We start from the raw sequence: 20,043 nt of genomic DNA on the forward strand, positions 1-20,043 counted from the left end.
AAAATAATGAAAATCATTATATATATGTTAATGCTTTGTTTCGTTTTTACTGGATGTAGTATTGGGAAAAAAGACAATCCTAATGAAAAGCCAGAACAAAAAAATGTCTCGATGAAAAATGTTACGTATACGAATAAATCAAATAAGCCAAACGAAAAAGCTGCTGATCATTTAGCATCTTTAGCTGCAAGTATACCTGGTGTAAACGATGCGACAGCAGTAGTAGTTGGGAAATATGCTGTTGTAGGTATTGATGTAAAAGCGAAACTTGATCGAACTCGCGTGGAGTCAATTAAGTATTCTGTTGCAGAAAGTTTGAAGAATGATCCCAATGGTGCTAATGCAGTCGTTGTAGCAGATGTTGATACGTATGAAAGATTAAAACAAATAGGAAAGCAAATTAAAAATGGTAAAACTGGTGAAGGTATACTTGATGAATTAGCAGCAATTGTTGGCCGAGTAATGCCACAAGTTCCAAATGATATGATTGAAAATAGAGAAACGAATCCAATTAAAGATAATGATAAACAATTACCAAAAGATGAAGAACAAGAACTACGAAAAGAACAAGAAGATCAGTCAAATAACCATTTGAAAAAATAGTGAAAATCCCGTACTAAATTGTACGGGATTTTCCTGTAAGATTAAATATTCAGTTTATTTTTAAGGGAATATATGGTTTAATAATGAGGGGAGGGACAACCGTTATGATGAAAAAAAGCGCACTCATATTAGGTAGTTTATGCATATGTTTCAGTATGACAGCGTGTGATCAGAAGAAAGAAGTGAAGAAGAAAACGGCTACGTCTTCTACAATAACGGAAAATAAAAAGCAAGAGTCCATTAATATAAATCATTTCTCAAATATTAATGAAGGAATGACTTATTTAGAGGTGAAAGAATTAATCGGTTTTGAAGGGGATTTACTCATAGAAGAAGGGGTAGAACATTCTACACAAATTAAACAAATTTTTGCTTGGAAAGGAAGCAATCCAAAATCATTTGCTGAAATAACATTTTTGGATGGAAAAGTGCAGTCTAAAGCGCAGCAAGGTTTAAGTTAATAAGTTAAAAATGGGAGAGTTAAGCATGAACATACATACAGGGGAAATACAATTAGTTCCGTATAAGGAGCAGTATAAAGAGAGAATAGAATCATTTAGTTTACCAAGTGAACAAGTGCGATTCACAGCGAATCCAGGTGAATTACTGGAGAAAGCGAAAAATGATCGAACTAAAAATGTAGTTGTTATTTTGGACTTTAGCGGAGTACCTGTCGGTGTTTTTGCATTACAAACGGGTGACAGAGTACAGGAGTTTACAGAAAATAAAGATGCCATACTTTTAACTTCTTTTTCTATTAATCACAATAAACAAAGGAAGGGATATGCTAAAAAATCATTGGCTTTATTACAAGAATTTGTAAAATGTTATTACCCAATAAAAAATGAAGTGATTCTTGCTGTAAATGAAAAAAATATTCCGGCACAAAAGTTATATGAGAAAGTTGGATTTCAAGATAAAGGGTTTAGAAGAATGGGATCAATCGGACAACAAGTCATATTACATTTACCTATAACCAAATAATGAGATAACAAAGCTTACTCTTGAAGAAAACCATGTAGTAAGTTTTTTTATTACATGATTTGTTAGAAAAATCTATGCAAATATCTGAGGAATATGAAGATGTAAATATATCTGATTTTTAGGACTGTTAAAATGTGAGGTGTATTGTTATGACAATTTATATTGCACTACTACGGGGAATTAATGTAGGTGGACATAATGTAGTCAAAATGGCGGATTTGAGAAAAGTCTTTGAATCAATAGGGTTAAAAAAAGTGAAAACATATATTCAAAGTGGAAATGTAGTGTTTGAGTCAGAAAAAGGGATGAGTTTTTTAAAGGAACGAATTGAATGTGAAATTAAGAATGTTTTTGATTTCGATGTTCCAGTCATGTTAAGAACAAAAGATGAATTTATAAATATTATAAAAACGTGTCCTTATGAAGCCGGTTTATTGTTAGAAGGAGAAAGCATACATGTTGCCTTTTTAGCCAATGTACTTTCTGAAGAAGACAGTAATCAGTTGTTTACGATTAAAAGTGAAATAGAAGATTGCCATATTGAAGGAAAAGTAGTGTATTTGTTTTTCAAAAAAAGTATCCGGAATTCTAAATTAATGAACCAGTTTCAAAAATTACATACACCAGCTACAGTAAGGAATTGGCGGACTGTAAATAAGTTAAAAGCAATAGTGGAAGATATGTATTAAAAAAGTGGTTTTCTATTTACAGAAAACCACTTTTTTTATTTATATTGTTTTGCGACAATAAGTTCAACGATAGGATAAATAAAGAATGAAGAGCAAAGTGCTATAAATAGAGGAAGGTTCTTTATTTCATCGAGTAATAGGGATAAAAATCCTTCTGAAAATATTAATATAAGAAACATCATACACATAAGTACAAAATAAGAAATTTTAAAGCTTTTATATGTAATTTGTTGTCCCATCTCATCTTGACTTTCTTCCGATACTCCGTTTGGATCTCCCCATGTAATATGATTAATTAAATTACCAAGTATTAAAGAACCAGCGAAAATCGTCCCGCCCAAAATTGAACCTTCAGTTATGTATTTGTATGTGCCATGTACAAGTATAGCGATTAAAGAAAAAATTATGATTACAAAAATAGTTTTTTTAGTATTCAATATATATTTGCACCTCCACTTTTGTAAAAAACTCTTTACATCCATAGTATAAAATTGGAAAGGTTTCGTGTCCAATACTTTTTACACAAAAGGTGAAGGTATATAGTATTTTGTTTTAAAGATAAATAAAAAATTACATTACATTTGAATGTAAAAGAATAGGCTCGCATATATTTGGAAGGGATGTCAGATTAATTTAGGGGGTAGTTATGTCTATACTTTTAAAAGCTGGTGCAGATGCAGGAAATAATGGTTTGAAGTTAATGGTGAAAGGGCAGGACCCTATTTTTATCCCGAGTATTTATTCTTTATATATAGGAGAGCCTACAGGACTGTTAGATGAGGGAGATGTATCATTATCAGAATTAGAGAATCACATTGATGTGACCATTAGTTCTCCATCGCTAATGTTAAATAATGTACGATACATCGTTGGAGAAAAAGTGATTCAAGATCAATTAAAAGGTACTGAGGTGGAGAAGAAATCAAATAAGTCTACTGATGAATTAATGGTTATTACAATCCTTTCTGGTTTAGCGATAAGTGCTATGCGTCAAAGTCCAACTTCAAGTCATATTAATATTCGTTATGATTTATCGGTCGCTCTTCCTATGCAGCTTATTACACAGGAAATCGCTGCTGAAAATGCAAAACGTTATATGGGAAATCATAAGGTTGTTTTCCATTATCCGAACGGACGGGATGTTACGATTAATGTTTCTATTGAGTTTTGTAAATGCCTACCTGAAGGCGCTTCTGGGACGTGGGGCATTGTATATGATGAAGAAGGAAATGTTGTGAAACATAAAATAGAATGTGAACAAAATCAAGTTTCAGAAATTGATTTTGTTGATAAAACATTATTATCTTTTGATATTGGCGCGGGGACAACCGAAGAAGTTGTTTCGTTAGGGGTAAATTTCCGTCCGCAATTAAGTAAAGGGTTATCGTACGGTGTAAAAGAAACGTTACTACAAATTATTACAAGATGGAATCGGAAATATCCTACGAAAACAATTGATAGCATTACAGAATTTAACCAAATTTATTTAAATGAAAAACACCCGAGAAATGCATTGTTAGTTGAGGAATCGCAACCAGCGTTTTTAGGTTTAGCTGCACGTGTCGCAACAGATATTATTAACAAAATTGATGATATGAAAGACGATCCATATGTATTTATTTATGGTGGGGGCGCAGTTATTATTAAAAATAGCTTGAAAATGATTTTAAAACAAAAAGGACGCTTGAAAAATGTGATTTTTGTAGATAACCCGTTATTTACAAATGCTCGTGGGTTATTAGTATACACATGCTCGCCAAAATACAGAGAGCATAAGCAAAAAGAGTTAGGGTTTACAAACTTAACGATAAGTTAGTTGGTGGAAGTATGCGATCTAGGCGATATAAACGTGGTGATCGAGTGAAAATTAATATTAATAAATCAGTATCGCCTGAAATGATTGCTTGGCTTAATAAACAATCTAATCCAACTAATTTCTTTTTCTTTGCAGCCCAGCAATTATTTAAACAAGTAGGAGATATTGATGTATCAAAAACCTTGCCAAGTAGCCATGTTTTTTCTTTATATGTAGAACCTTCATCTCTATTAAAAGTTGAAATGAATCCATTTAAAAACGTACCATTAGAAACTAGTAAATCCACCGAAAATGTAAAAAAAAAATCGTGGGAATCTGTTGATCAGTTAGATTGTCCATTTTTTTAAACATAGAAAAAATAGGTAGAGCCCATCACTATACATAGGAATGCAGTGATGGGCTTTTGTTATTGTATCGTAATATCTATAAAGTGAAACTATAATCAGTGGGGGGGTTCATCCCCACTGATTATTAGCCCTCACGAATTGGGTGTTTATGGGCAGCAGGGCTTCCACCTAACTTCTTTGTTTCAGCCGAATTTTGAGGTGGGAGTTTTACTGCCCACAAATAGCGGGATAAATAGAAGGGGACAAAACAATTTGTGCCCCTTCTAAAAGTTATCCTTATCTTATATAGGATATATGTTCTGAAACTGCTTCAATAATTTTATCCCAGTCATCGGGGTGATTCTCATGTCCTGTACCTTCAAGGGTTAATAGCTTTGAGTTCGGAATTTCTTCAATAAGTGCGAGTCCATGTTCAAGTGGAAGAGCTCTATCGTCCGTACCATGAATTACTAAAGTTGGTACCAGAATTGATTTAAGTATACCCTCATAAGAATCATCACCTGTTAGGAGGGCGTGATTAAACATACTTAATAGATTGTTAGCACGTTCTATTTCTTGTTTTACTTGTTTCAAAGTTCTTGCTTCATTAAATATACGCTTTGATCCACAGAGTAGACGTGATCCTGTAACTAAATATTTCGCTATAACATCTTTATTTGTCCAATCTAAATTCACACCATTAGCATGATGTGTCAAAATTCTTTCATCCATTGGAGGCAAATCACGAGTATTGTTATCAGATCCAATAACGCTTGTTGCTAGTAATGTTAAGGTTAATATTCTTCCTGGGTGTTTTATTGCAGCAATTTGAGCAATCATACCTCCTAATGACATGCCCAGAAGGTGTGCCTTGTCAATATGATACGCATCGAGCACCCCGATTGCATCTTCAGCCATGTCTGCTACAGTGTAATTGGAAGTCCCAGGCTCATATGTAATAGAGCGCCCAACATCACGGTTATCATAGCGAATGACAAATCTCCCTGTGCTAGCTAACCTTTCACAAAATTCTTCATCCCAATAAACCATTGAACACGTAGCTCCCATAATTAATAATATTGCTGGGTTATTAGGGTTGCCAAAGCTTTCTGTACATAAATCAATACCGTTTACTTTGAAAACTTGTTCATTCATAGTACACTCTCCGTTTCATTAAAAATTAAAGAAAATATAACTTTTGTTGTTTCTTATCCGGAAACTAAATTGTATTAAAGTTAGGTACATGCTTTTTGCACTCATAATACTTAATTAGTAGAGATAAATATCACCTCCAAACATACTTATTATCATTTGAGACGAAAAATTTTGAAAAATAATTGTTAGTTATTAAAATTAACAGAAAGGAGGAGAGGAAATGAAAGCAATTATTATTGATCAATATGGTAGTGTTGAAAAATTACAAGAAAGACAAGTTCCAAATCCGGTTATTAAGTGTAATGAAGTATTAATACGCATACACGCAACATCTGTTAATCCTGTTGATTGGAAAATAAGAAAGGGAGAATTACAAGAGAAGCTGCTATTTTCATTTCCAATAATATTAGGTTTAGATGTTGCTGGAGTAATTGAAGAAGTTGGAGAAGATGTGGACCATTTCAAAATAGGAGATAAAGTGTTTACGAAACCAGAAAATATAGGGAAAGGCTCCTATGCTGAATACATTACAGTAAAATCAGATTTAGTAGCTTACATGCCAAATAATATTAGTTTTGAAGAAGCTGCGTCTATACCTCTTGCAGGACTAACAGCTTGGCAAAGTCTTGTTGATTACGCACTAATAAAAGAAAATGATCGAGTATTAATTCATGCTGGAGCTGGTGGAGTAGGTAGTTTTGCAATTCAAATCGCGAAATCATTTGGGGCCTTTGTCGCTACAACTGCAAGTAGTAAAAATGAAGAGTTTTTAAAGTCTTTAGGTGCTGACCTCATCATTGATTATAAAAAAGATAAATTTGAAGAGCTACTATCGGATTATGATATTGTGTTAGATACAATCGGCGGAGAAGTACAAGAGAAAAGTTTTCAAATTATTAAGCCTAGTGGTGTTCTAGTTTCTATCGTTCATGAACCGGTACATGAAGTACAAGGAATAAAATCAGGATTTTTATGGTTAAAACCAAGCGGAAAGCAATTATACGAATTATCAGGTTTGATTCAAGCTGAAAAAATTAAACCAATCATTAGTAAGGTTGTTCCGTTTAATGAAAAAGGAATTAGAGAAGCTCATATTTTGAGTGAAAGTCAGCATACTAGAGGGAAAATTGTAATTACAATGGAATGATGTTTACATAAATATACGAGTGGTGACTTAAAAAGAAAATTGTCACCACTCATATAAACTACAATTTTTGCATGACAAAAGTAATCGCATTCGTATTTAATTGAATGTGTGTACCGTTTCGTAGAATATCATACGCTAAACTTTTTATTTCAACTTTTACTTTTTGCCATTCGGTATAAACGCCTTTTAGTGTACGTATCATTTCTTCCGTAGAAAGGTCAATTTCAATTAAAGCATCTAATTCTTGATTCGTTTCCAAGTCAATTTCTTGAATGTTAGAGTTAACTATTAAACAATTGATACCACCACTCTTTGTCCCATTTTCCATAGAGTGAAGTACTTTTTTAAAATCGTCTATTGATCTGACATGTTCTAAACTTGATACTGCAACGATGTAGTCATAAGTATTAGGAGCAATATAGTAGTCTTCAATTGCTGCTTGTTCCGTTTTTATGTATTCAAATACACCATATTCTTTGCTATAAACTTGTAACTTCGTTAAAGCCGAATCGAGTAGATCAACACAAGTAACAGTGCCGCCACTATTCGTGATTTTTTGTGCAATCGGAATACTGTTTCTACCGACACCAGAGCCAAGGTCAAGTATTTGTAGCTCTTTCTGTCCTTCAAAATAGTTCAGCATGTCCAAAACTGTTTTAACGGGTTTATAAAGCCAAGATCCAGCTTCGAATAATTTATATTGATCATAGCAAAGATCGTGATATTTTTTCTCTTCTTGTCTTATGTAATCGATTCTGTTCATAGTGTTTCAGCTCCAATAGTTTCATGGCGAAATGAATAGGTTGGAGAACCTTTGACATTCATTTGAATTCGAAATATACCACCAGCATGTGGGTACTGTTTTAATTCCGCATCCGTCATTCTTGTTCGGGCTGTTGTGATATATAAATCGGTCAAATTAGGTCCTCCAAAAGTACACGACGTAACATATAAAGCAGGAATCGGAATACTTAAAATCTGTTTTCCAGTAAAGGGATTCCATCTAGTAATCTTCGAGCCTCCCCAATGTGCAATCCATAAACAACCTTCTACATCAATTGTCATGCCATCGGGTATACCTTCATTTTCAGGGAAGATGATAACATCTGTTGGATTGCTAATTACACCAGTATGTATATCATAATGAAAACGGACTACTTTTTTTGTAGGTGTATCAATGAAATAAAGAAATGTATGATCAGGGGACCAAGCTATACCATTTGACGTATTTACATGTGCAACTTTTTTATCTACGTTGAAATTATTGTTTAAACAATACAAGGAACCAGCAGCATTAATACCGTATAAGTCTGTAGTGCCCGCCCAAAAGCGGCCAGCTGGATCGCATTTTCCATCGTTAAAGCGATTTTCTAATAAATCTGGTTCAGGGTCATAAATATGTGTAAGTATTTTTGTGTCAAGATTAAGAGAATAAAAGCCTTGTTCCATTGCTACTAAAACTTCATCGTTCGTATATGGAACAACACAACCGATTTGTTGGTCGAGAGTGATTGCTCGGTTTGTTTTTTTAACAGGATTATAAAGACATAATTTTTTCTCGATAATATCAACCCAGTATAATAATTGTTTCTTCTCATCCCAGCAAGGACCTTCCCCTAAATTCGCCTTAGCATCAACGACTAATTCTATATTTCTGAGCAATATGTTTCACCTCTATTCATTAAAGCTATATATAAAGTTCGATAAGACGAGAGGTAAACCTTTCACTGAAATGAAATTAAGATTTCCAGTGTAAGAAAAGAGGGCCTTATCACGTAATTCGAAAATAGCGTATAGCCATGGGGAGGGAAATGCATATGATGTTTTATGAAATTGTCTGTTTTTCATGTAAAAATGTATTTCGCGTATACGAAGGAAGCGGAAAATATAGGGAATTCAAGAGAAATCCGGAGGGGAAATATTGTTGTAATGAATGTAGTCATAAAATTCAACTGGAAGCGATAAAACATTTTTTTAGATAGTTATATGCTATTTGTTTTCGTTCAGAAAAATTTGACAATGTATTCGTTATAAATTATCATATGTAAAAACTAATATTCAAAATGGCATTGAAGAGAAGAGTAGTTAAGAATGAATACATACAGAGAGCTCTGGTAGCTGAGAAAGAGCGGTTAAACATCTTAACGAAAAAAGACTTGGAGCTGCGCAAGGAACTAATTTGTTTAGGGATGGTGCGACGGGTTCTCCCGTTATAGAGATAGGGTATAAGCATATTTTGCCGTACCTGAAAAGGTTAATATGGTGACGTATTAACAAACTGAGGTGGTACCGCGAAGCTAATAACTCTCGTCCTCAAGATTAATAATCTTGGGGGTGGGAGTTTTTTTATTGTATAAAACTGAAAATGTGAAAACAAAAATACAATTGAGGTGAGTATATGCATTGGGCGTATGAAGTGGCACATAAATTAATTAGAAAACATCCCAACAAAGAAACTTTTGTTTGCGCATCTGGAATTAGTCCATCTGGTTCGGTTCATATTGGTAACTTTCGTGAAATAGTAACGACTTATTTTGTTGTAAGGTCGCTTCAAGATTTAGGGAAAAAGACTCGTTTTATATTTTCATGGGATGATTATGACAGGTTTAGAAAAGTTCCCAAAAATATTGATCCTTCTTTTGCAAAATATATTGGTATGCCATACTGTGATATTCCTGATCCGTATGGGTGTCATAATTCGTACGCAGAGCATTTTGAAAAAGAGTTTGAGGAATCGCTTCAAGCATTTGGAATTGAAGTAGAATTTATTTATCAACATGCTGAATATAGAAGCGGAAGGTATAACGAAAACATAATAGAGTCTTTGTATAAAAGAAAAGAAATATATGATATTTTAATGGGTTTTAAAACAGGAATACACCGAGAAGAGGATAGAGAAAACTTTTATCCCGTTATGTTATATTGTGAGAGCTGCGGGAAAGATGCAACAACTATTACACATTTTGATGAAGTACTAAAAACAGTTCGATATGACTGTGAATGTGGAAATCAAAATAAATTATCCGTATTAAATACAAATCAAATGAAACTGAATTGGAAAATCGATTGGCCGATGAGATGGATGATAGAGGATGTAATTTTCGAACCGGGTGGGAGAGATCATTCATCGGAAACAGGTAGTTATAATGTATCAAAAGAAATTGCAAGGAAAATATTCAGTTGTGAAGCCCCTCAATACGTTGCTTATGATTTCATTGGAATTAAAGGGCATCATGAAAAAATGTCCAGTTCTTCAGGGAATAGTATTACACCTAGCGACTTATTAAAAGTGTATGTACCAGAAGTAATTCTGTTTATGTTTGCAAAATATAAGCCTGATGCAGCTTTTCATATTGGACTTGATGAAGATGTGATTCGCAATTATACAGAGTATGAGAGATTGAAGGACAGTTATGAAAATAAAACAATCAAAAATGAAGATTTATTTGATGCAATTAAACTTTCTAGACTTGATAGCCGATTTAAAGAGTATCCAAAGTTTAATCAAGTAGCAGGAACTTTACCGTTATTAAATTTTGATTCGTCTATTTTACAAGATATATTAGAGAAAATAGATAGGTGCTATGGATTACCTGAAATGATAGCGATAAGTAATCGTGCAGAGTATTGGATAAGAAACTTTCAATCTAAAAAAATAATTGCGGTAAATAAAGAGAAAAATACGGAGTTTTATAACACATTAGATGAAAGGCAGAAAAAATGGCTAGTAGAAGTTTGTAAAATACTTCGTTCTAATAACGATCATTCTAAACTAATGGAGCAATTGTATACGATTTGTCATCATGAAAATAAAAAAATAATGAAAGAAAATCAAAAACAATTATTTACCGTTATATATAGGCTCATTATGAATCAATCAAGTGGTCCACGTATACCGTTATTAATACATGTAGTAGGCGCCAGAAAATTCGTCACATTATTAGATTTCTAAAAGATAGTTAAAAGCAACGCAAGTACTCAATAGAATAAGTACTTGCGTTGCTTAATTTTTACTATCTTGAATACATTTTTGGACATTCATCACCACTTGGTTCGTAAAAGCAATGACTTTTAAATTGTCCTGCAAACGGCTGATTATACCACTCGGATGGACAAGCTCCAACTGGACGAAAATACCAAAGAGCCCATCGTGCTGGCCAGCGCCATTCACCTTGTAAAACTTTTCTTGCGATTTCTTTTTCTGATTCACGGGCACGTTGATAAAAGTATCCGTATTGAACCGCTTCGAATCCGCCAGGGCTTTGATATACTGCATCACGCACAGATCGAAGCTCTTTAAAATCTAAACAATCACAAAACACACGATTTACGACAACACATCCAACAAGTTGTTCACCTTGTCGTCCTTCGCCCTCAGCTTCAGCACGAATTAATCGAGCGAGTAAATCAACGTCGCTTTCGTTGTATGGAATAAGGGGCATTGTAATACCACCTTTCTTTACCTGTTATAGTAAAGAGTGTATGTTTCAAAATGAGCTAAGTGCATTTTTCTTTAAAATAACTACTAATTTTAAAAAGGAGCTTATACAGATAAAAGCTAATTATTATATAGAAGATAAAAACGAAAAAGGAGAGGTACTATGCATCGTATTCATAAAGAACATATCATTTACGCAATGTCACCAGAAAATAAGCCCTGTATGGAAGTGGAAATTGGGAGCCGTCTTGTATTTGAAACATATGATTGCTTTGAAAATCAAATTGATTCTGAAGATGTTGTGTTTCAAGAATTAGATTGGAACCGAATTAATCCAGCGACTGGACCTGTATATATTAAAGGTGCAGAATCTGGTGATATATTAGCCGTAACGATTGAAAAGATTAAAATTGCAGAGCAGGGTGTTTTAACTACAGGTGCGAACCTCGGTGTAATGGGGGATGAGCTAAATGAAAATACAGTGAAAATTGTCCCAATACATAATGAACATGTTATATTTTCCAATGAAATACATATTGCAATTAACCCCATGATTGGTGTAATTGGTACGGCCCCGAAAGAGGAGAGTATTTCCTGTGGAACACCGCATGACCACGGCGGAAATATGGATTGTAAAGAGATAAAAGAAGGCACTACATTATTATTACCTGTAAATGTTCCTGGCGCTCTTTTGGCATTAGGAGATTTACACGCTGCAATGGGTGATGGTGAAATTGGTGTTAGTGAGGTGGAAGTTGCTGGAGAGGTAACTGTAACTGTTCAAATTATAAAAGAAAAAAAATGGCCATTACCAATGGCTATCCAAAAAGAAAAAATAATGACGATTGCTTCAGAGAAATTGTTAGACGATGCAGCGAATCGTGCTGTACGTAATATGGTGACATTTTTACATGAAGAATTAGAAATGTCTAAAGCAGATGCAACTCTTTTATTATCAGCAGCGGGTAATTTGAAAATTTGTCAAGTTGTGGATCCACTAAAAACGACGCGGATGGAACTAGGAATGGAATATGTGGAGAAGCTGGGTTTTAATTGGAGTAAATTTAATATTAAATAAGAATAATAGAAGAAGGATGCTGTTTTTTTTAGTATCCTTTTATAATTTACGGATTAAATAAAAAGAGGTAGTATTTATTTTGTATAAGTATATTTGAGATTGTGAATTAAAAGGAGTTTAAGAATGGTCAAAATTATGATTGTTGAAGATGATATGAAAATTGCGGAGCTATTATCAACTTATGTTGCGAAATACGGTTACCAAGGAATAGTTATATCGGATTTTCAAAATGTGTTAGACATATTTTTAGAAGAACAGCCAGAGTTAGTTTTATTAGATATTAATTTACCAAGCTTTGACGGCTACTATTGGTGTCGTCAAATTCGCGGAGTTTCCACATGTCCAATTTTATTTATCTCGGCCCGTGAAGGTACGATGGATCAAGTTATGGCGTTAGAAAATGGTGGCGATGATTTTATTCCGAAGCCTTTTCATTATGAAGTTGTAATGGCGAAAATTCGTAGTCATTTAAGACGTGCTTATGGAGACTATGCACCGAAAATAGAAGAACGAATGGTTGAGCAACAAGGTCTTTGTTTATATCCTGAAAGACTTGTTTTGAAGTTGCGGAACCAAGAGATTGATATAACGAGAAATGAAGCCATTTTATTAGAAATGTTAATGAAAAACTATCCGCGTGTTGTGAGTAGGGAAGTATTATTAAATAAATTATGGGATAGTGAATCTTATGTTGATGATAATACATTAAGTGTAAATACAACACGTGTGCGTAAAAAGTTAAAAACGTTACAAATTGAAGGAGCAATTGAAACAATTCGTAGTGTTGGGTATAGATTACATATTACTTGGGATAATGGTATGGAAAAATGATAAGGTTGTTTATACGTGATCATATACCACTTATTTGTTTTACTGCGATCCAACTACTAGCCATATTCTTAGTTTATTGGTTTGATGGACATAATCATATTACTACAGCATTATATGCAATGTTTTTAGGTGCTTTTTTTATGGTAAGCTACTTAGTATTTCGTTATTTTACACATCGTTCTTTTTATGAGCGCTTAGCAAATCCATTGCAATCTTTGGATGAATCCGTTCAAAAATCTGATTTTGCAGTTTTATCTACCGCTCTCCAAGATTTGCTTGATGCACAATATCGTCATTATCAAAATCAGCTGCAATTACAAGAGAGAAAAAATAATGATCATTTAACCTTTATGAATCAGTGGATTCATCAAATGAAAACACCTCTTTCTGTAATAGAATTAATTACACAGGATGAAGTGGATTCGCGTTTTGAAAGTATTAACGAGGAAACAGATCGATTGAAAAAGGGATTAGAGATGGCATTATATGTCGCACGTTTAGAAGCATTCACACAAGATTTTTATGTAGAAAGAGTACAACTACATAAAATAGTGAATGATTCTGTACATGAACATAAACGCTTCTTTATCCGAAATTTTGTATATCCAGAGCTTGAAATTGATAAAGGTATTACGGTAGAAAGTGATGCGAAATGGTTGCAATTTTTAATTGGACAAGTTATATCGAATGCGATTAAATATTCATCAGGTAGTAGAGAAAAGATTAAAGTGAAAGCATATAAGGAAGGTAATACAGTTGTACTTGAAATTATCGATAGTGGCGTAGGGATACCGAAGCAAGATTTACCAAGAGTATTTAAACCTTTCTTTACCGGAGAAAATGGTAGAGATTTTAAAGAATCAACGGGAATGGGTCTATATCTTGTATATGAAATTACGAAACAATTGGGACATAATGTAGAGATCCATTCAGAGGTTGGTAAAGGTACCGTTGTACGAATAATATTTTTTAATGTGTAACAAGTGATCAAGGCTAAAGGCTAAAGAACTTTGAAGATAAGTTTTTTAGCCTTGTTTTGTACCACTTGGGAATAAAGAATTATTTACCTAAGAGAAGTAAAAGCGAATTGTTTATTATTCGTTTATGGTAGGGGGATTGTAATGGATATTCGGAAAATGAGATATTTCATAACAGTGGCAGAAGAATTAAACTTTAGTCGTGCAGCAGAGCGTCTTATGATGGCACAACCTCCTTTAAGTCAAGAAATTCGTAAATTAGAAGAAGAGTTAGGAGTTCAACTTTTTCATCGAACAAAAAGAATGGTTGAACTTACGGATGCTGGAAAAATATTTTTAGAAGGTGCGCGGCAAACATTACTTCAAGTAGATAGAACCATTAAAGAAACACAGCTTGCGGATGAAGGGAAGATAGGCCATTTAATAATCGGTTTTGTCGATTCTACAGAAACTGTAATAGAGATATTAAAAAAATTTCGAGAACGTTTTCCTAGAATACAGCTTATATTACGCGAGATGACAACAGACCAGCAAATAAAAGCGCTATATGAAAAACAAATTCATATTGGATTTATTCGTTCCAAGCAGAATAATGAAATATTAGCTTCCGAAGTTTGTTCTGAAGAATGTTTAAAATTAGTTTTGTATGAAGAGCACCCTTTCGTTTCGTTACCTAACATTTCAATCAAATCATTAGTAGATGAACCATTTATTTTATTTCCACGTCATTTTGGTACAAACTTTTATGATTTAATTATTAGTTACTTTTGGGAACATGGAGTAAGTTTAAATATTGTTCAAGAAGCAATTCAGATGCAAACGATTGTGAATTTAGTTGCAGCAGGAATGGGGATTTCTGTCGTTCCATCATCAGTGGAAAGTTATAAAAAACCGGGAGTTATATATAAAGAAATTCAAGAAAATACCCCGAAAATAAATTTATATGCTGGATGGAGACTAGATGAAAAATCTGTTGTGTTAGAGAACTTTTTAACAGTTGTTAGAGAGGTTTATACGATCTCACAATGTGAATGTAAAAGATAAAAACCCATCTTTATAGGATGGGCAGTGTGGATTTGGAAAGGAAAGCCTCTTTATAGGGAGAATTCACTGATGTTTTAACCTGTTTTGCTCGGATCGTACTCAATGAAACCTTTTAGTACACCATCAATTTGATCCATAATTTCAGGTTGCAATTTAACACTAGAGGCAATTACGTTTTCTCTTATTTGCTCCGGATTTGATGCGCCAATAATTGCAGAGGAAACAGCTGGATTTTGTAGCACCCAAGCAATTGCGAGTTGAGATAAGGTAAGATTAGTTTCTTGCGCGATGGGATTAAGTTTCTGAATTGCAGTGAGTACATCATCACTCATCCAACGTTGCACGAGTTTTTGGAAAAATGGTTTACCAGCATCAGAGTTAGCACGTGATTGATTCGGCAATGGTTTACCAGGTTGATATTTTCCTGTGAGAATACCTTGTGCAAGGGGGGACCATACGATTTGACCAAGTCCCTCACGTTGACATGTTGGTATTACATCAGTTTCAATAACTCGCCACAACATCGAATATTGAGGTTGGCTAGCGATAAGTGGAATGTTCAATTCTCGTGCGAGTGCTGCACCGCGGGTGATTTGTTCTGATGTCCACTCGCTTACGCCTAAATAAAGGACTTTACCTTGTCGTACAAGATCAGCAAAAGCTAACATCGTTTCCTCAAGGGGAGTGGTTGTATCATATCTATGTGCATAATAGGCATCGATGTAGTCTGTCTGCAATCGACGTAAAGATGCATTACAATTTTCTAAAATATGCTTTCGTGATAAGCCTCGATCATTTTTTCCGGGTCCAGTCGGATGGCAAACTTTTGTACAGAGTTCTATACTTTCTCGGCGTATACCGTTCAAAGATCGGCCAAGTACTTCTTCGGCTATAGTGTCTGAATAAACATCAGCAGTATCGAACGTTGTAATTCCGACATCTAGTGCTGCTTTCACACAATCATTTGCAGTATCCTCATCTACTTTTCCACCATGGTTTATCCAGTTCCCATATGCAATCTTGCTAACTGTTAATCCACTGTTTCCTAGTCTGCTAAATTCCATTATAGTGTCCCCCTTTAAAATGATACCTTTATTATAAGAACTGAAATTCAATATGTATAATATATAATTGATCATAAATTTATATAAAAATTATATAAGGAGGAGTATATAGAAGTTTATAGATAGGGAAATCTAAAGTAAGAAGAACATGAAAATGTAGTTTGTATTTTATTGATATGAAGTGCAATGAGGGAAAATAAACTTTTTTACGTACAAACAATGATATTTACGCATACAATACCACTATGGTACAATATGGTTACTAACGACGGAAAGGAATGATGGGTGGACGATGATTAACTAATCTTATTTTTAAACGTTGAAATTCAATAAATTTCAATTTATAAAAAATAGGATTAGTCTGCCCAATTCCATTCAACGGTATTGCTATTTGATTTGCGTAATAGCTTATTTGGGTATAAATAATGTAATGACTAATCCTGCCAAAATTACTTTGGGAGGATTTTTTTGTTCTCCCTTAATGAAAGGGATCGGTAATATGAAAGAGCTTTTAAAATTAAATGATGTGTATGTTGAAATAAAGGAAAATACTTTGTTAGAAAAAATGAATGTAGTAGTAAAACAAGGAGATGTTATCGGATTAATTGGTAAAAATGGTGCTGGTAAATCAACGTTGCTTCAATTAATAAATGGGAAGATTGAACCATCAAAAGGTACTGTTGAATGGCAGCAAATAAATATGACAACCGCATATGTTGAACAAGAAATAGAATCTTTTATTAGTAATGATGTGATTGCAAAAGAAGCAGAGCTTCTTGCAAAATGGGGCGTGCCAACGAACGATTTTCATACTTTAAGTGGTGGTGAAAAGCTGAAAGTTCGGTTAGCGAAAGGATTTGCGGGAAATCCTAATGTCTTAATATTAGACGAACCGACAAATCATTTAGATGAGATGAGTACGGAATTTCTCATTAAACAAATAAAAAATATGAAAGGTACAGTTATCGTTGTATCACATGATCGATATTTTTTAGATGTTGTCGCAACAAAAATATGGTCAATTGAGGATAAAAAATTAATTGAGCATAGCGGTAATTATACGAGTTATATGAAAGCGCGTGAGCAAAGAAGATTGACGCAGCAACGTGAATATGAAAAGCAGCAAAAAAAGATAGAACAAGTTGAAACACATATAAAAGAATTAAGTTCATGGTCACAAAAGGCACACGCACAGTCTACAAAACAAGAAGGAGTTAAAGAGTTTTATCGTGTAAAAGCGAAGCGAATGGATGCGCAAGTGAAGTCAAAACGAAAACGTCTCGAAAAAGAGCTGGAGAAAACGAAAGTAGAACGTGTGAAAGAAGAGTATTCAGTCGAGTTTTCTATTCAAGCGAATAAAAAAGTAGGAAAACGCTTCTTAGAAGTGAAACAATTGAGGAAAGAATTTAATAGACAAATATTATTTGAAAACGTTAATTTTACAATTCAGCACGGTGAGAAGGTTGCAATTGTTGGACCAAACGGTAGCGGGAAAACAACATTACTGAAGATGATTATGGGAACGGAAACTGTACAAGGAGAAGTATGGATTTCACCATCTGCAAACATCGGTTATTTAACACAAGAAGTATTTGATTTACCACTGGATAAAACACCAGAAGATTTATTTTTTAAAGAGACATTTGAAGAAAGAGGAAAAGTCCAAAATTTAATGAAACATTTAGGATTCCAAGCTTCTCAATGGAAAGAGCCGATTGAACATATGAGCATGGGAGAACGAGTGAAATGTAAGTTAATGGCTTATATTTTAGATGAAAAAGATGTACTTATTCTAGATGAACCGACGAATCACCTTGACCTCCCTTCACGTGAACAGCTGGAAAATACATTAGCGGAGTATAATGGAACACTAGTTATCGTTTCTCACGATCGATATTTTATAGAGAAAACAACTAATACGAAACTTGTGTTTTCAAATAATACGATACAAAAGCAGCTAGAAGAACCTACTAAAACAAGAGATGATATTGAAGAGCTACGTTTAACGTTAGAAACAGAGAGACAAGAAGTATTAGGTAAATTAAGCTTTTTAACTTCTAACGATAAAGAATATAAAGAACTTGATGAACGATTTATAGAACTTACGAAGCAGATTAAGGCGCTTTAATGTAATTAAGGGGGATTAACATGGGAGAAGATAGTTCGACTAATTTATTTAGAATAGACTGTGGAGATATATACTTGCAAGAGTTTACTATGAAAGATGCGGAGAGCATTTATAAAATATCAAATCAACCGGAAATAGAAAAGTTTTTACCAGACTGGAAATCAACAAAAGAACAACGAGTTAATTGGGTTACAAATTATGAGGTACCAGAAAATAAAGCATTTTTTGATGCCGTGAAACTTACATCAAACGTTGAAGAGTATTCTTTAAAGTTAGGGGTATTTATTACAAGTACAAATGAGTTTATTGGTTGGTGTTGTACGGGTATTAAAGAAGAACTCCCTTCACCAAATAGAGAAATTATGTATGCTATTTCAAGTGAGTATCAACATAAAGGTTACGCAACTCAAGCGACAAAAGGCTTGATCGGCTATTTGTTTGAAAATACAAATGTTGATGCCCTTAACGCAATTGCATTAATTAACAACGTACCATCAAATAAAGTAATTGAAAAATGCGGGTTTACTTATATGAGACAACAGACGATAGAAAATCAACTATATAATCATTATCAATTGAGTAAATCCGAATGGATAAAAAATATTGCCCTGTAAAAGGAATTAACACGAAATCATTAAAAAACTTAGAGCTAAAACTCTAAGTTTTTTTACATTCACTTTATATCTGTTAACATATGAAAGGTGCAATTCGGATGACTTCTTGATGGAATTGCTTTTCACCAAAGCAGGAGCATCAAGCTGTACATGTGATAACCATTTTAAAAAATCATTTACGAAAAGGGATTTGGAAGATTTTATCGAATGCATGTATCTATGAAAACGCAAATTTCTTACTCAAATCACCCTACAAATGAATTACTTTAAGCTCAAGTAGAAGAATGCACGGGAAAAGTGGGATAAGAGTTTGGTCTTAGTCAACAAAAAGTGTTGGTAAGTCTAGTGAGGGGGTACATATAAAACTTACGGTTGAGTGCTAGTGGATTAAATGTTTAAGTTATGAAATAGTTTAAATAAGGGAGGGGAACACATATCATAATTTGGTTTCGTCACTTGCCACAAATAAGTATGGATTTTTCAGAATGGACTCCTTTTATACAGAATAATTGGTATCGAAAACATTATATGAAGTTTGTATATCTACTTCAGATAATCATTTTTCTAATACCCTATTTCTTTGAAATAGGTTTCACTCATATTAATATATTTTATCTTATCATAATTGGTATTTTTGTCTTTATTATTCACGAATGTCTACACATTTTGGTCATAAATAAAAAAGGTGATATTAGCTTAACATGTAGTGGAATATTTTTTTGGTTAAATACAAATGTAATACTATCCAAAGCGAGATTTTGGGTCTTTATGAGCTTGCCTATTATTGTATTATCAATATTTCCTGCTGTTATGTCGTTTTATGTATCAGGAAATATGAAATCAATCATGTTATTTATATGTTGGATAAACACATTTATCTCTGCCTCAGATATCTACAATTCATTTTTTATTGCAATTAAACCGAAAAACTCAGTTTTTTGCAGGGGTTATTATCAAGTGAAATAGTATTAATAGGGTTACTCAAATATATTTTAACTAAAAGCATTAGTTAAAATATGATACTTGAAAGTAAAAGACCGATAAAACAATGGTCTTATCCCTGTCAAGTAGGCAATATTAAAAAGACTAAGCAGCCATCGAGATTCGATATTCTATCGGAGCTCGGTGGTTGAGTCGTTTTTGGAACCG

22 protein-coding genes and 1 other annotated feature are annotated in these 20,043 nt (G+C 33.6%); of the genes, 16 read left to right on the plus strand and 6 right to left on the minus strand.

Features of this window, described 5'->3' with window-relative positions:
• Nucleotides 1-6 precede the first annotated feature (6 nt).
• From JDS80_RS16755 to JDS80_RS16770, 4 genes are all read left to right on the plus strand, one after another.
• Nucleotides 7-603 carry a YhcN/YlaJ family sporulation lipoprotein gene (locus tag JDS80_RS16755; RefSeq protein ID WP_199639311.1) on the plus strand — a complete coding sequence of 199 codons (597 nt, stop codon included), beginning with the start codon at nt 7-9 and terminating at the stop codon, nt 601-603.
• Between the two features lie 83 nt (nt 604-686).
• Nucleotides 687-1,064, plus strand: a complete 378-nt coding sequence (locus JDS80_RS16760) for a hypothetical protein (RefSeq protein ID WP_199639312.1) — start codon at nt 687-689, stop codon at nt 1,062-1,064.
• 25 nt (nt 1,065-1,089) lie between these two features.
• Nucleotides 1,090-1,587, plus strand: coding sequence for a GNAT family N-acetyltransferase (locus tag JDS80_RS16765; RefSeq protein WP_071746125.1), 498 nt, complete (start codon nt 1,090-1,092; stop codon nt 1,585-1,587).
• A gap of 149 nt (nt 1,588-1,736) precedes the next feature.
• On the plus strand, nt 1,737-2,276 hold the full coding sequence (locus JDS80_RS16770; protein WP_071746124.1) for a DUF1697 domain-containing protein: 540 nt from the start codon (nt 1,737-1,739) through the stop codon (nt 2,274-2,276).
• Nucleotides 2,277-2,311: 35 nt separating this feature from the next.
• Here the strand turns inward: JDS80_RS16770 and JDS80_RS16775 are convergent, their stop codons facing one another.
• Complete coding sequence (locus JDS80_RS16775; RefSeq protein WP_199639314.1) at nt 2,312-2,713, minus strand: hypothetical protein; 402 nt, start codon at nt 2,711-2,713, stop codon at nt 2,312-2,314.
• Between the two features lie 209 nt (nt 2,714-2,922).
• On the opposite strand from JDS80_RS16775, the gene JDS80_RS16780 reads away from it, so the two are divergent.
• Together JDS80_RS16780 and JDS80_RS16785 are read left to right on the plus strand one after the other, a co-directional pair.
• Nucleotides 2,923-4,092: a ParM/StbA family protein gene (locus tag JDS80_RS16780; RefSeq protein WP_071746122.1), complete on the plus strand. Its 1,170-nt coding sequence runs from the start codon at nt 2,923-2,925 to the stop codon at nt 4,090-4,092.
• An 11-nt stretch (nt 4,093-4,103) separates the two neighbouring features.
• Complete coding sequence (locus JDS80_RS16785) at nt 4,104-4,439, plus strand: hypothetical protein (protein ID WP_071746121.1); 336 nt, start codon at nt 4,104-4,106, stop codon at nt 4,437-4,439.
• A 276-nt stretch (nt 4,440-4,715) separates the two neighbouring features.
• On the opposite strand, the gene mle is transcribed toward JDS80_RS16785, so the two are convergent.
• On the minus strand, nt 4,716-5,573 hold the full coding sequence (gene mle / locus JDS80_RS16790; RefSeq protein ID WP_071746120.1) for a BCA family alpha/beta fold macrolide esterase: 858 nt from the start codon (nt 5,571-5,573) through the stop codon (nt 4,716-4,718).
• A gap of 220 nt (nt 5,574-5,793) precedes the next feature.
• Between mle and JDS80_RS16795 the strand changes: the two genes are divergently transcribed.
• Entirely contained in the window at nt 5,794-6,720 is a 927-nt protein-coding gene (locus JDS80_RS16795; RefSeq protein WP_071746119.1) for an NADP-dependent oxidoreductase, read from the plus strand.
• Nucleotides 6,721-6,778: 58 nt separating this feature from the next.
• Here the strand turns inward: JDS80_RS16795 and JDS80_RS16800 are convergent, their stop codons facing one another.
• Both JDS80_RS16800 and JDS80_RS16805 read right to left on the minus strand, forming a co-directional pair.
• Nucleotides 6,779-7,483 carry a class I SAM-dependent methyltransferase gene (locus JDS80_RS16800; protein ID WP_199639316.1) on the minus strand — a complete coding sequence of 235 codons (705 nt, stop codon included), beginning with the start codon at nt 7,481-7,483 and terminating at the stop codon, nt 6,779-6,781.
• Entirely contained in the window at nt 7,480-8,382 is a 903-nt protein-coding gene (locus JDS80_RS16805) for an SMP-30/gluconolactonase/LRE family protein (protein ID WP_199639317.1), read from the minus strand. The genes JDS80_RS16800 and JDS80_RS16805 overlap by 4 nt, the downstream gene beginning before the upstream one ends.
• Nucleotides 8,383-8,531: 149 nt before the next feature.
• Here JDS80_RS16805 and JDS80_RS16810 point away from each other — a divergent pair, with 149 nt between their 5' ends.
• The gene (locus tag JDS80_RS16810) at nt 8,532-8,702 is read left to right on the plus strand and encodes a DUF2197 domain-containing protein (protein ID WP_071746116.1); all 171 of its coding nucleotides are present in this window, start codon (nt 8,532-8,534) and stop codon (nt 8,700-8,702) included.
• Nucleotides 8,703-8,780: 78 nt separating this feature from the next.
• Nucleotides 8,781-9,038 (plus strand) — a binding site (T-box leader).
• An 80-nt stretch (nt 9,039-9,118) separates the two neighbouring features.
• On the plus strand, nt 9,119-10,672 hold the full coding sequence (gene lysS, locus JDS80_RS16815; protein WP_199639319.1) for a lysine--tRNA ligase: 1,554 nt from the start codon (nt 9,119-9,121) through the stop codon (nt 10,670-10,672).
• A gap of 61 nt (nt 10,673-10,733) precedes the next feature.
• On the opposite strand, the gene JDS80_RS16820 is transcribed toward lysS, so the two are convergent.
• Nucleotides 10,734-11,162 carry a cell wall hydrolase gene (locus JDS80_RS16820; protein WP_071746114.1) on the minus strand — a complete coding sequence of 143 codons (429 nt, stop codon included), beginning with the start codon at nt 11,160-11,162 and terminating at the stop codon, nt 10,734-10,736.
• Between the two features lie 159 nt (nt 11,163-11,321).
• Between JDS80_RS16820 and JDS80_RS16825 the strand changes: the two genes are divergently transcribed.
• From JDS80_RS16825 to JDS80_RS16840, 4 genes are all read left to right on the plus strand, one after another.
• Entirely contained in the window at nt 11,322-12,236 is a 915-nt protein-coding gene (locus tag JDS80_RS16825; protein WP_199639321.1) for an acetamidase/formamidase family protein, read from the plus strand.
• Nucleotides 12,237-12,359: 123 nt separating this feature from the next.
• Nucleotides 12,360-13,067, plus strand: a complete 708-nt coding sequence (locus tag JDS80_RS16830; RefSeq protein WP_071746112.1) for a response regulator transcription factor — start codon at nt 12,360-12,362, stop codon at nt 13,065-13,067.
• Entirely contained in the window at nt 13,064-14,047 is a 984-nt protein-coding gene (locus JDS80_RS16835) for a sensor histidine kinase (RefSeq protein WP_071746111.1), read from the plus strand. Before JDS80_RS16830 ends, JDS80_RS16835 begins: the two co-directional genes overlap by 4 nt.
• A gap of 141 nt (nt 14,048-14,188) precedes the next feature.
• Nucleotides 14,189-15,088, plus strand: a complete 900-nt coding sequence (locus JDS80_RS16840; protein ID WP_071746110.1) for a LysR substrate-binding domain-containing protein — start codon at nt 14,189-14,191, stop codon at nt 15,086-15,088.
• A gap of 74 nt (nt 15,089-15,162) precedes the next feature.
• On the opposite strand, the gene JDS80_RS16845 is transcribed toward JDS80_RS16840, so the two are convergent.
• Complete coding sequence (locus JDS80_RS16845; RefSeq protein WP_199639323.1) at nt 15,163-16,152, minus strand: aldo/keto reductase family protein; 990 nt, start codon at nt 16,150-16,152, stop codon at nt 15,163-15,165.
• A gap of 499 nt (nt 16,153-16,651) precedes the next feature.
• Between JDS80_RS16845 and abc-f the strand changes: the two genes are divergently transcribed.
• The 3 genes from abc-f to JDS80_RS16860 all read left to right on the plus strand — a co-directional run bounded on the left by abc-f (nt 16,652) and on the right by JDS80_RS16860 (nt 19,860).
• Complete coding sequence (gene abc-f / locus JDS80_RS16850; RefSeq protein ID WP_199639325.1) at nt 16,652-18,280, plus strand: ribosomal protection-like ABC-F family protein; 1,629 nt, start codon at nt 16,652-16,654, stop codon at nt 18,278-18,280.
• Nucleotides 18,281-18,300: 20 nt separating this feature from the next.
• On the plus strand, nt 18,301-18,894 hold the full coding sequence (locus tag JDS80_RS16855) for a GNAT family N-acetyltransferase (protein ID WP_071746108.1): 594 nt from the start codon (nt 18,301-18,303) through the stop codon (nt 18,892-18,894).
• Nucleotides 18,895-19,365: 471 nt separating this feature from the next.
• Nucleotides 19,366-19,860 (plus strand): DUF3267 domain-containing protein, encoded by a 495-nt coding sequence (locus tag JDS80_RS16860; RefSeq protein ID WP_071746277.1) that lies wholly within the window; start codon nt 19,366-19,368, stop codon nt 19,858-19,860.
• Nucleotides 19,861-20,043: the final 183 nt, after the last annotated feature.

This window comes from Bacillus cereus group sp. N8 (assembly GCF_016483685.1).
GTDB classification, from domain to species: Bacteria; Bacillota; Bacilli; order Bacillales; family Bacillaceae_G; genus Bacillus_A; species Bacillus_A proteolyticus.

What these genes read in the sequence shown, in the direction of transcription:
- JDS80_RS16840 (WP_071746110.1), top strand. Translation starts at nt 14,189, where the DNA reads ATGGATATTCGGAAAATGAGATATTTCATAACAGTGGCAGAAGAATTA.
- JDS80_RS16845 (WP_199639323.1), bottom strand. Translation starts at nt 16,152, where the DNA reads ATGGAATTTAGCAGACTAGGAAACAGTGGATTAACAGTTAGCAAGATT.
- JDS80_RS16860 (WP_071746277.1), top strand. Translation starts at nt 19,366, where the DNA reads ATGGATTTTTCAGAATGGACTCCTTTTATACAGAATAATTGGTATCGA.
- abc-f (WP_199639325.1), top strand. Translation starts at nt 16,652, where the DNA reads ATGAAAGAGCTTTTAAAATTAAATGATGTGTATGTTGAAATAAAGGAA.
- JDS80_RS16820 (WP_071746114.1), bottom strand. Translation starts at nt 11,162, where the DNA reads ATGCCCCTTATTCCATACAACGAAAGCGACGTTGATTTACTCGCTCGA.
- JDS80_RS16830 (WP_071746112.1), top strand. Translation starts at nt 12,360, where the DNA reads ATGGTCAAAATTATGATTGTTGAAGATGATATGAAAATTGCGGAGCTA.
- JDS80_RS16760 (WP_199639312.1), top strand. Translation starts at nt 687, where the DNA reads ATGAGGGGAGGGACAACCGTTATGATGAAAAAAAGCGCACTCATATTA.
- JDS80_RS16800 (WP_199639316.1), bottom strand. Translation starts at nt 7,483, where the DNA reads ATGAACAGAATCGATTACATAAGACAAGAAGAGAAAAAATATCACGAT.
- JDS80_RS16755 (WP_199639311.1), top strand. Translation starts at nt 7, where the DNA reads ATGAAAATCATTATATATATGTTAATGCTTTGTTTCGTTTTTACTGGA.
- JDS80_RS16835 (WP_071746111.1), top strand. Translation starts at nt 13,064, where the DNA reads ATGATAAGGTTGTTTATACGTGATCATATACCACTTATTTGTTTTACT.
- JDS80_RS16785 (WP_071746121.1), top strand. Translation starts at nt 4,104, where the DNA reads ATGCGATCTAGGCGATATAAACGTGGTGATCGAGTGAAAATTAATATT.
- JDS80_RS16770 (WP_071746124.1), top strand. Translation starts at nt 1,737, where the DNA reads ATGACAATTTATATTGCACTACTACGGGGAATTAATGTAGGTGGACAT.
- JDS80_RS16855 (WP_071746108.1), top strand. Translation starts at nt 18,301, where the DNA reads ATGGGAGAAGATAGTTCGACTAATTTATTTAGAATAGACTGTGGAGAT.
- JDS80_RS16780 (WP_071746122.1), top strand. Translation starts at nt 2,923, where the DNA reads ATGTCTATACTTTTAAAAGCTGGTGCAGATGCAGGAAATAATGGTTTG.
- JDS80_RS16795 (WP_071746119.1), top strand. Translation starts at nt 5,794, where the DNA reads ATGAAAGCAATTATTATTGATCAATATGGTAGTGTTGAAAAATTACAA.
- mle (WP_071746120.1), bottom strand. Translation starts at nt 5,573, where the DNA reads ATGAATGAACAAGTTTTCAAAGTAAACGGTATTGATTTATGTACAGAA.
- JDS80_RS16825 (WP_199639321.1), top strand. Translation starts at nt 11,322, where the DNA reads ATGCATCGTATTCATAAAGAACATATCATTTACGCAATGTCACCAGAA.
- JDS80_RS16765 (WP_071746125.1), top strand. Translation starts at nt 1,090, where the DNA reads ATGAACATACATACAGGGGAAATACAATTAGTTCCGTATAAGGAGCAG.
- JDS80_RS16810 (WP_071746116.1), top strand. Translation starts at nt 8,532, where the DNA reads ATGCATATGATGTTTTATGAAATTGTCTGTTTTTCATGTAAAAATGTA.
- lysS (WP_199639319.1), top strand. Translation starts at nt 9,119, where the DNA reads ATGCATTGGGCGTATGAAGTGGCACATAAATTAATTAGAAAACATCCC.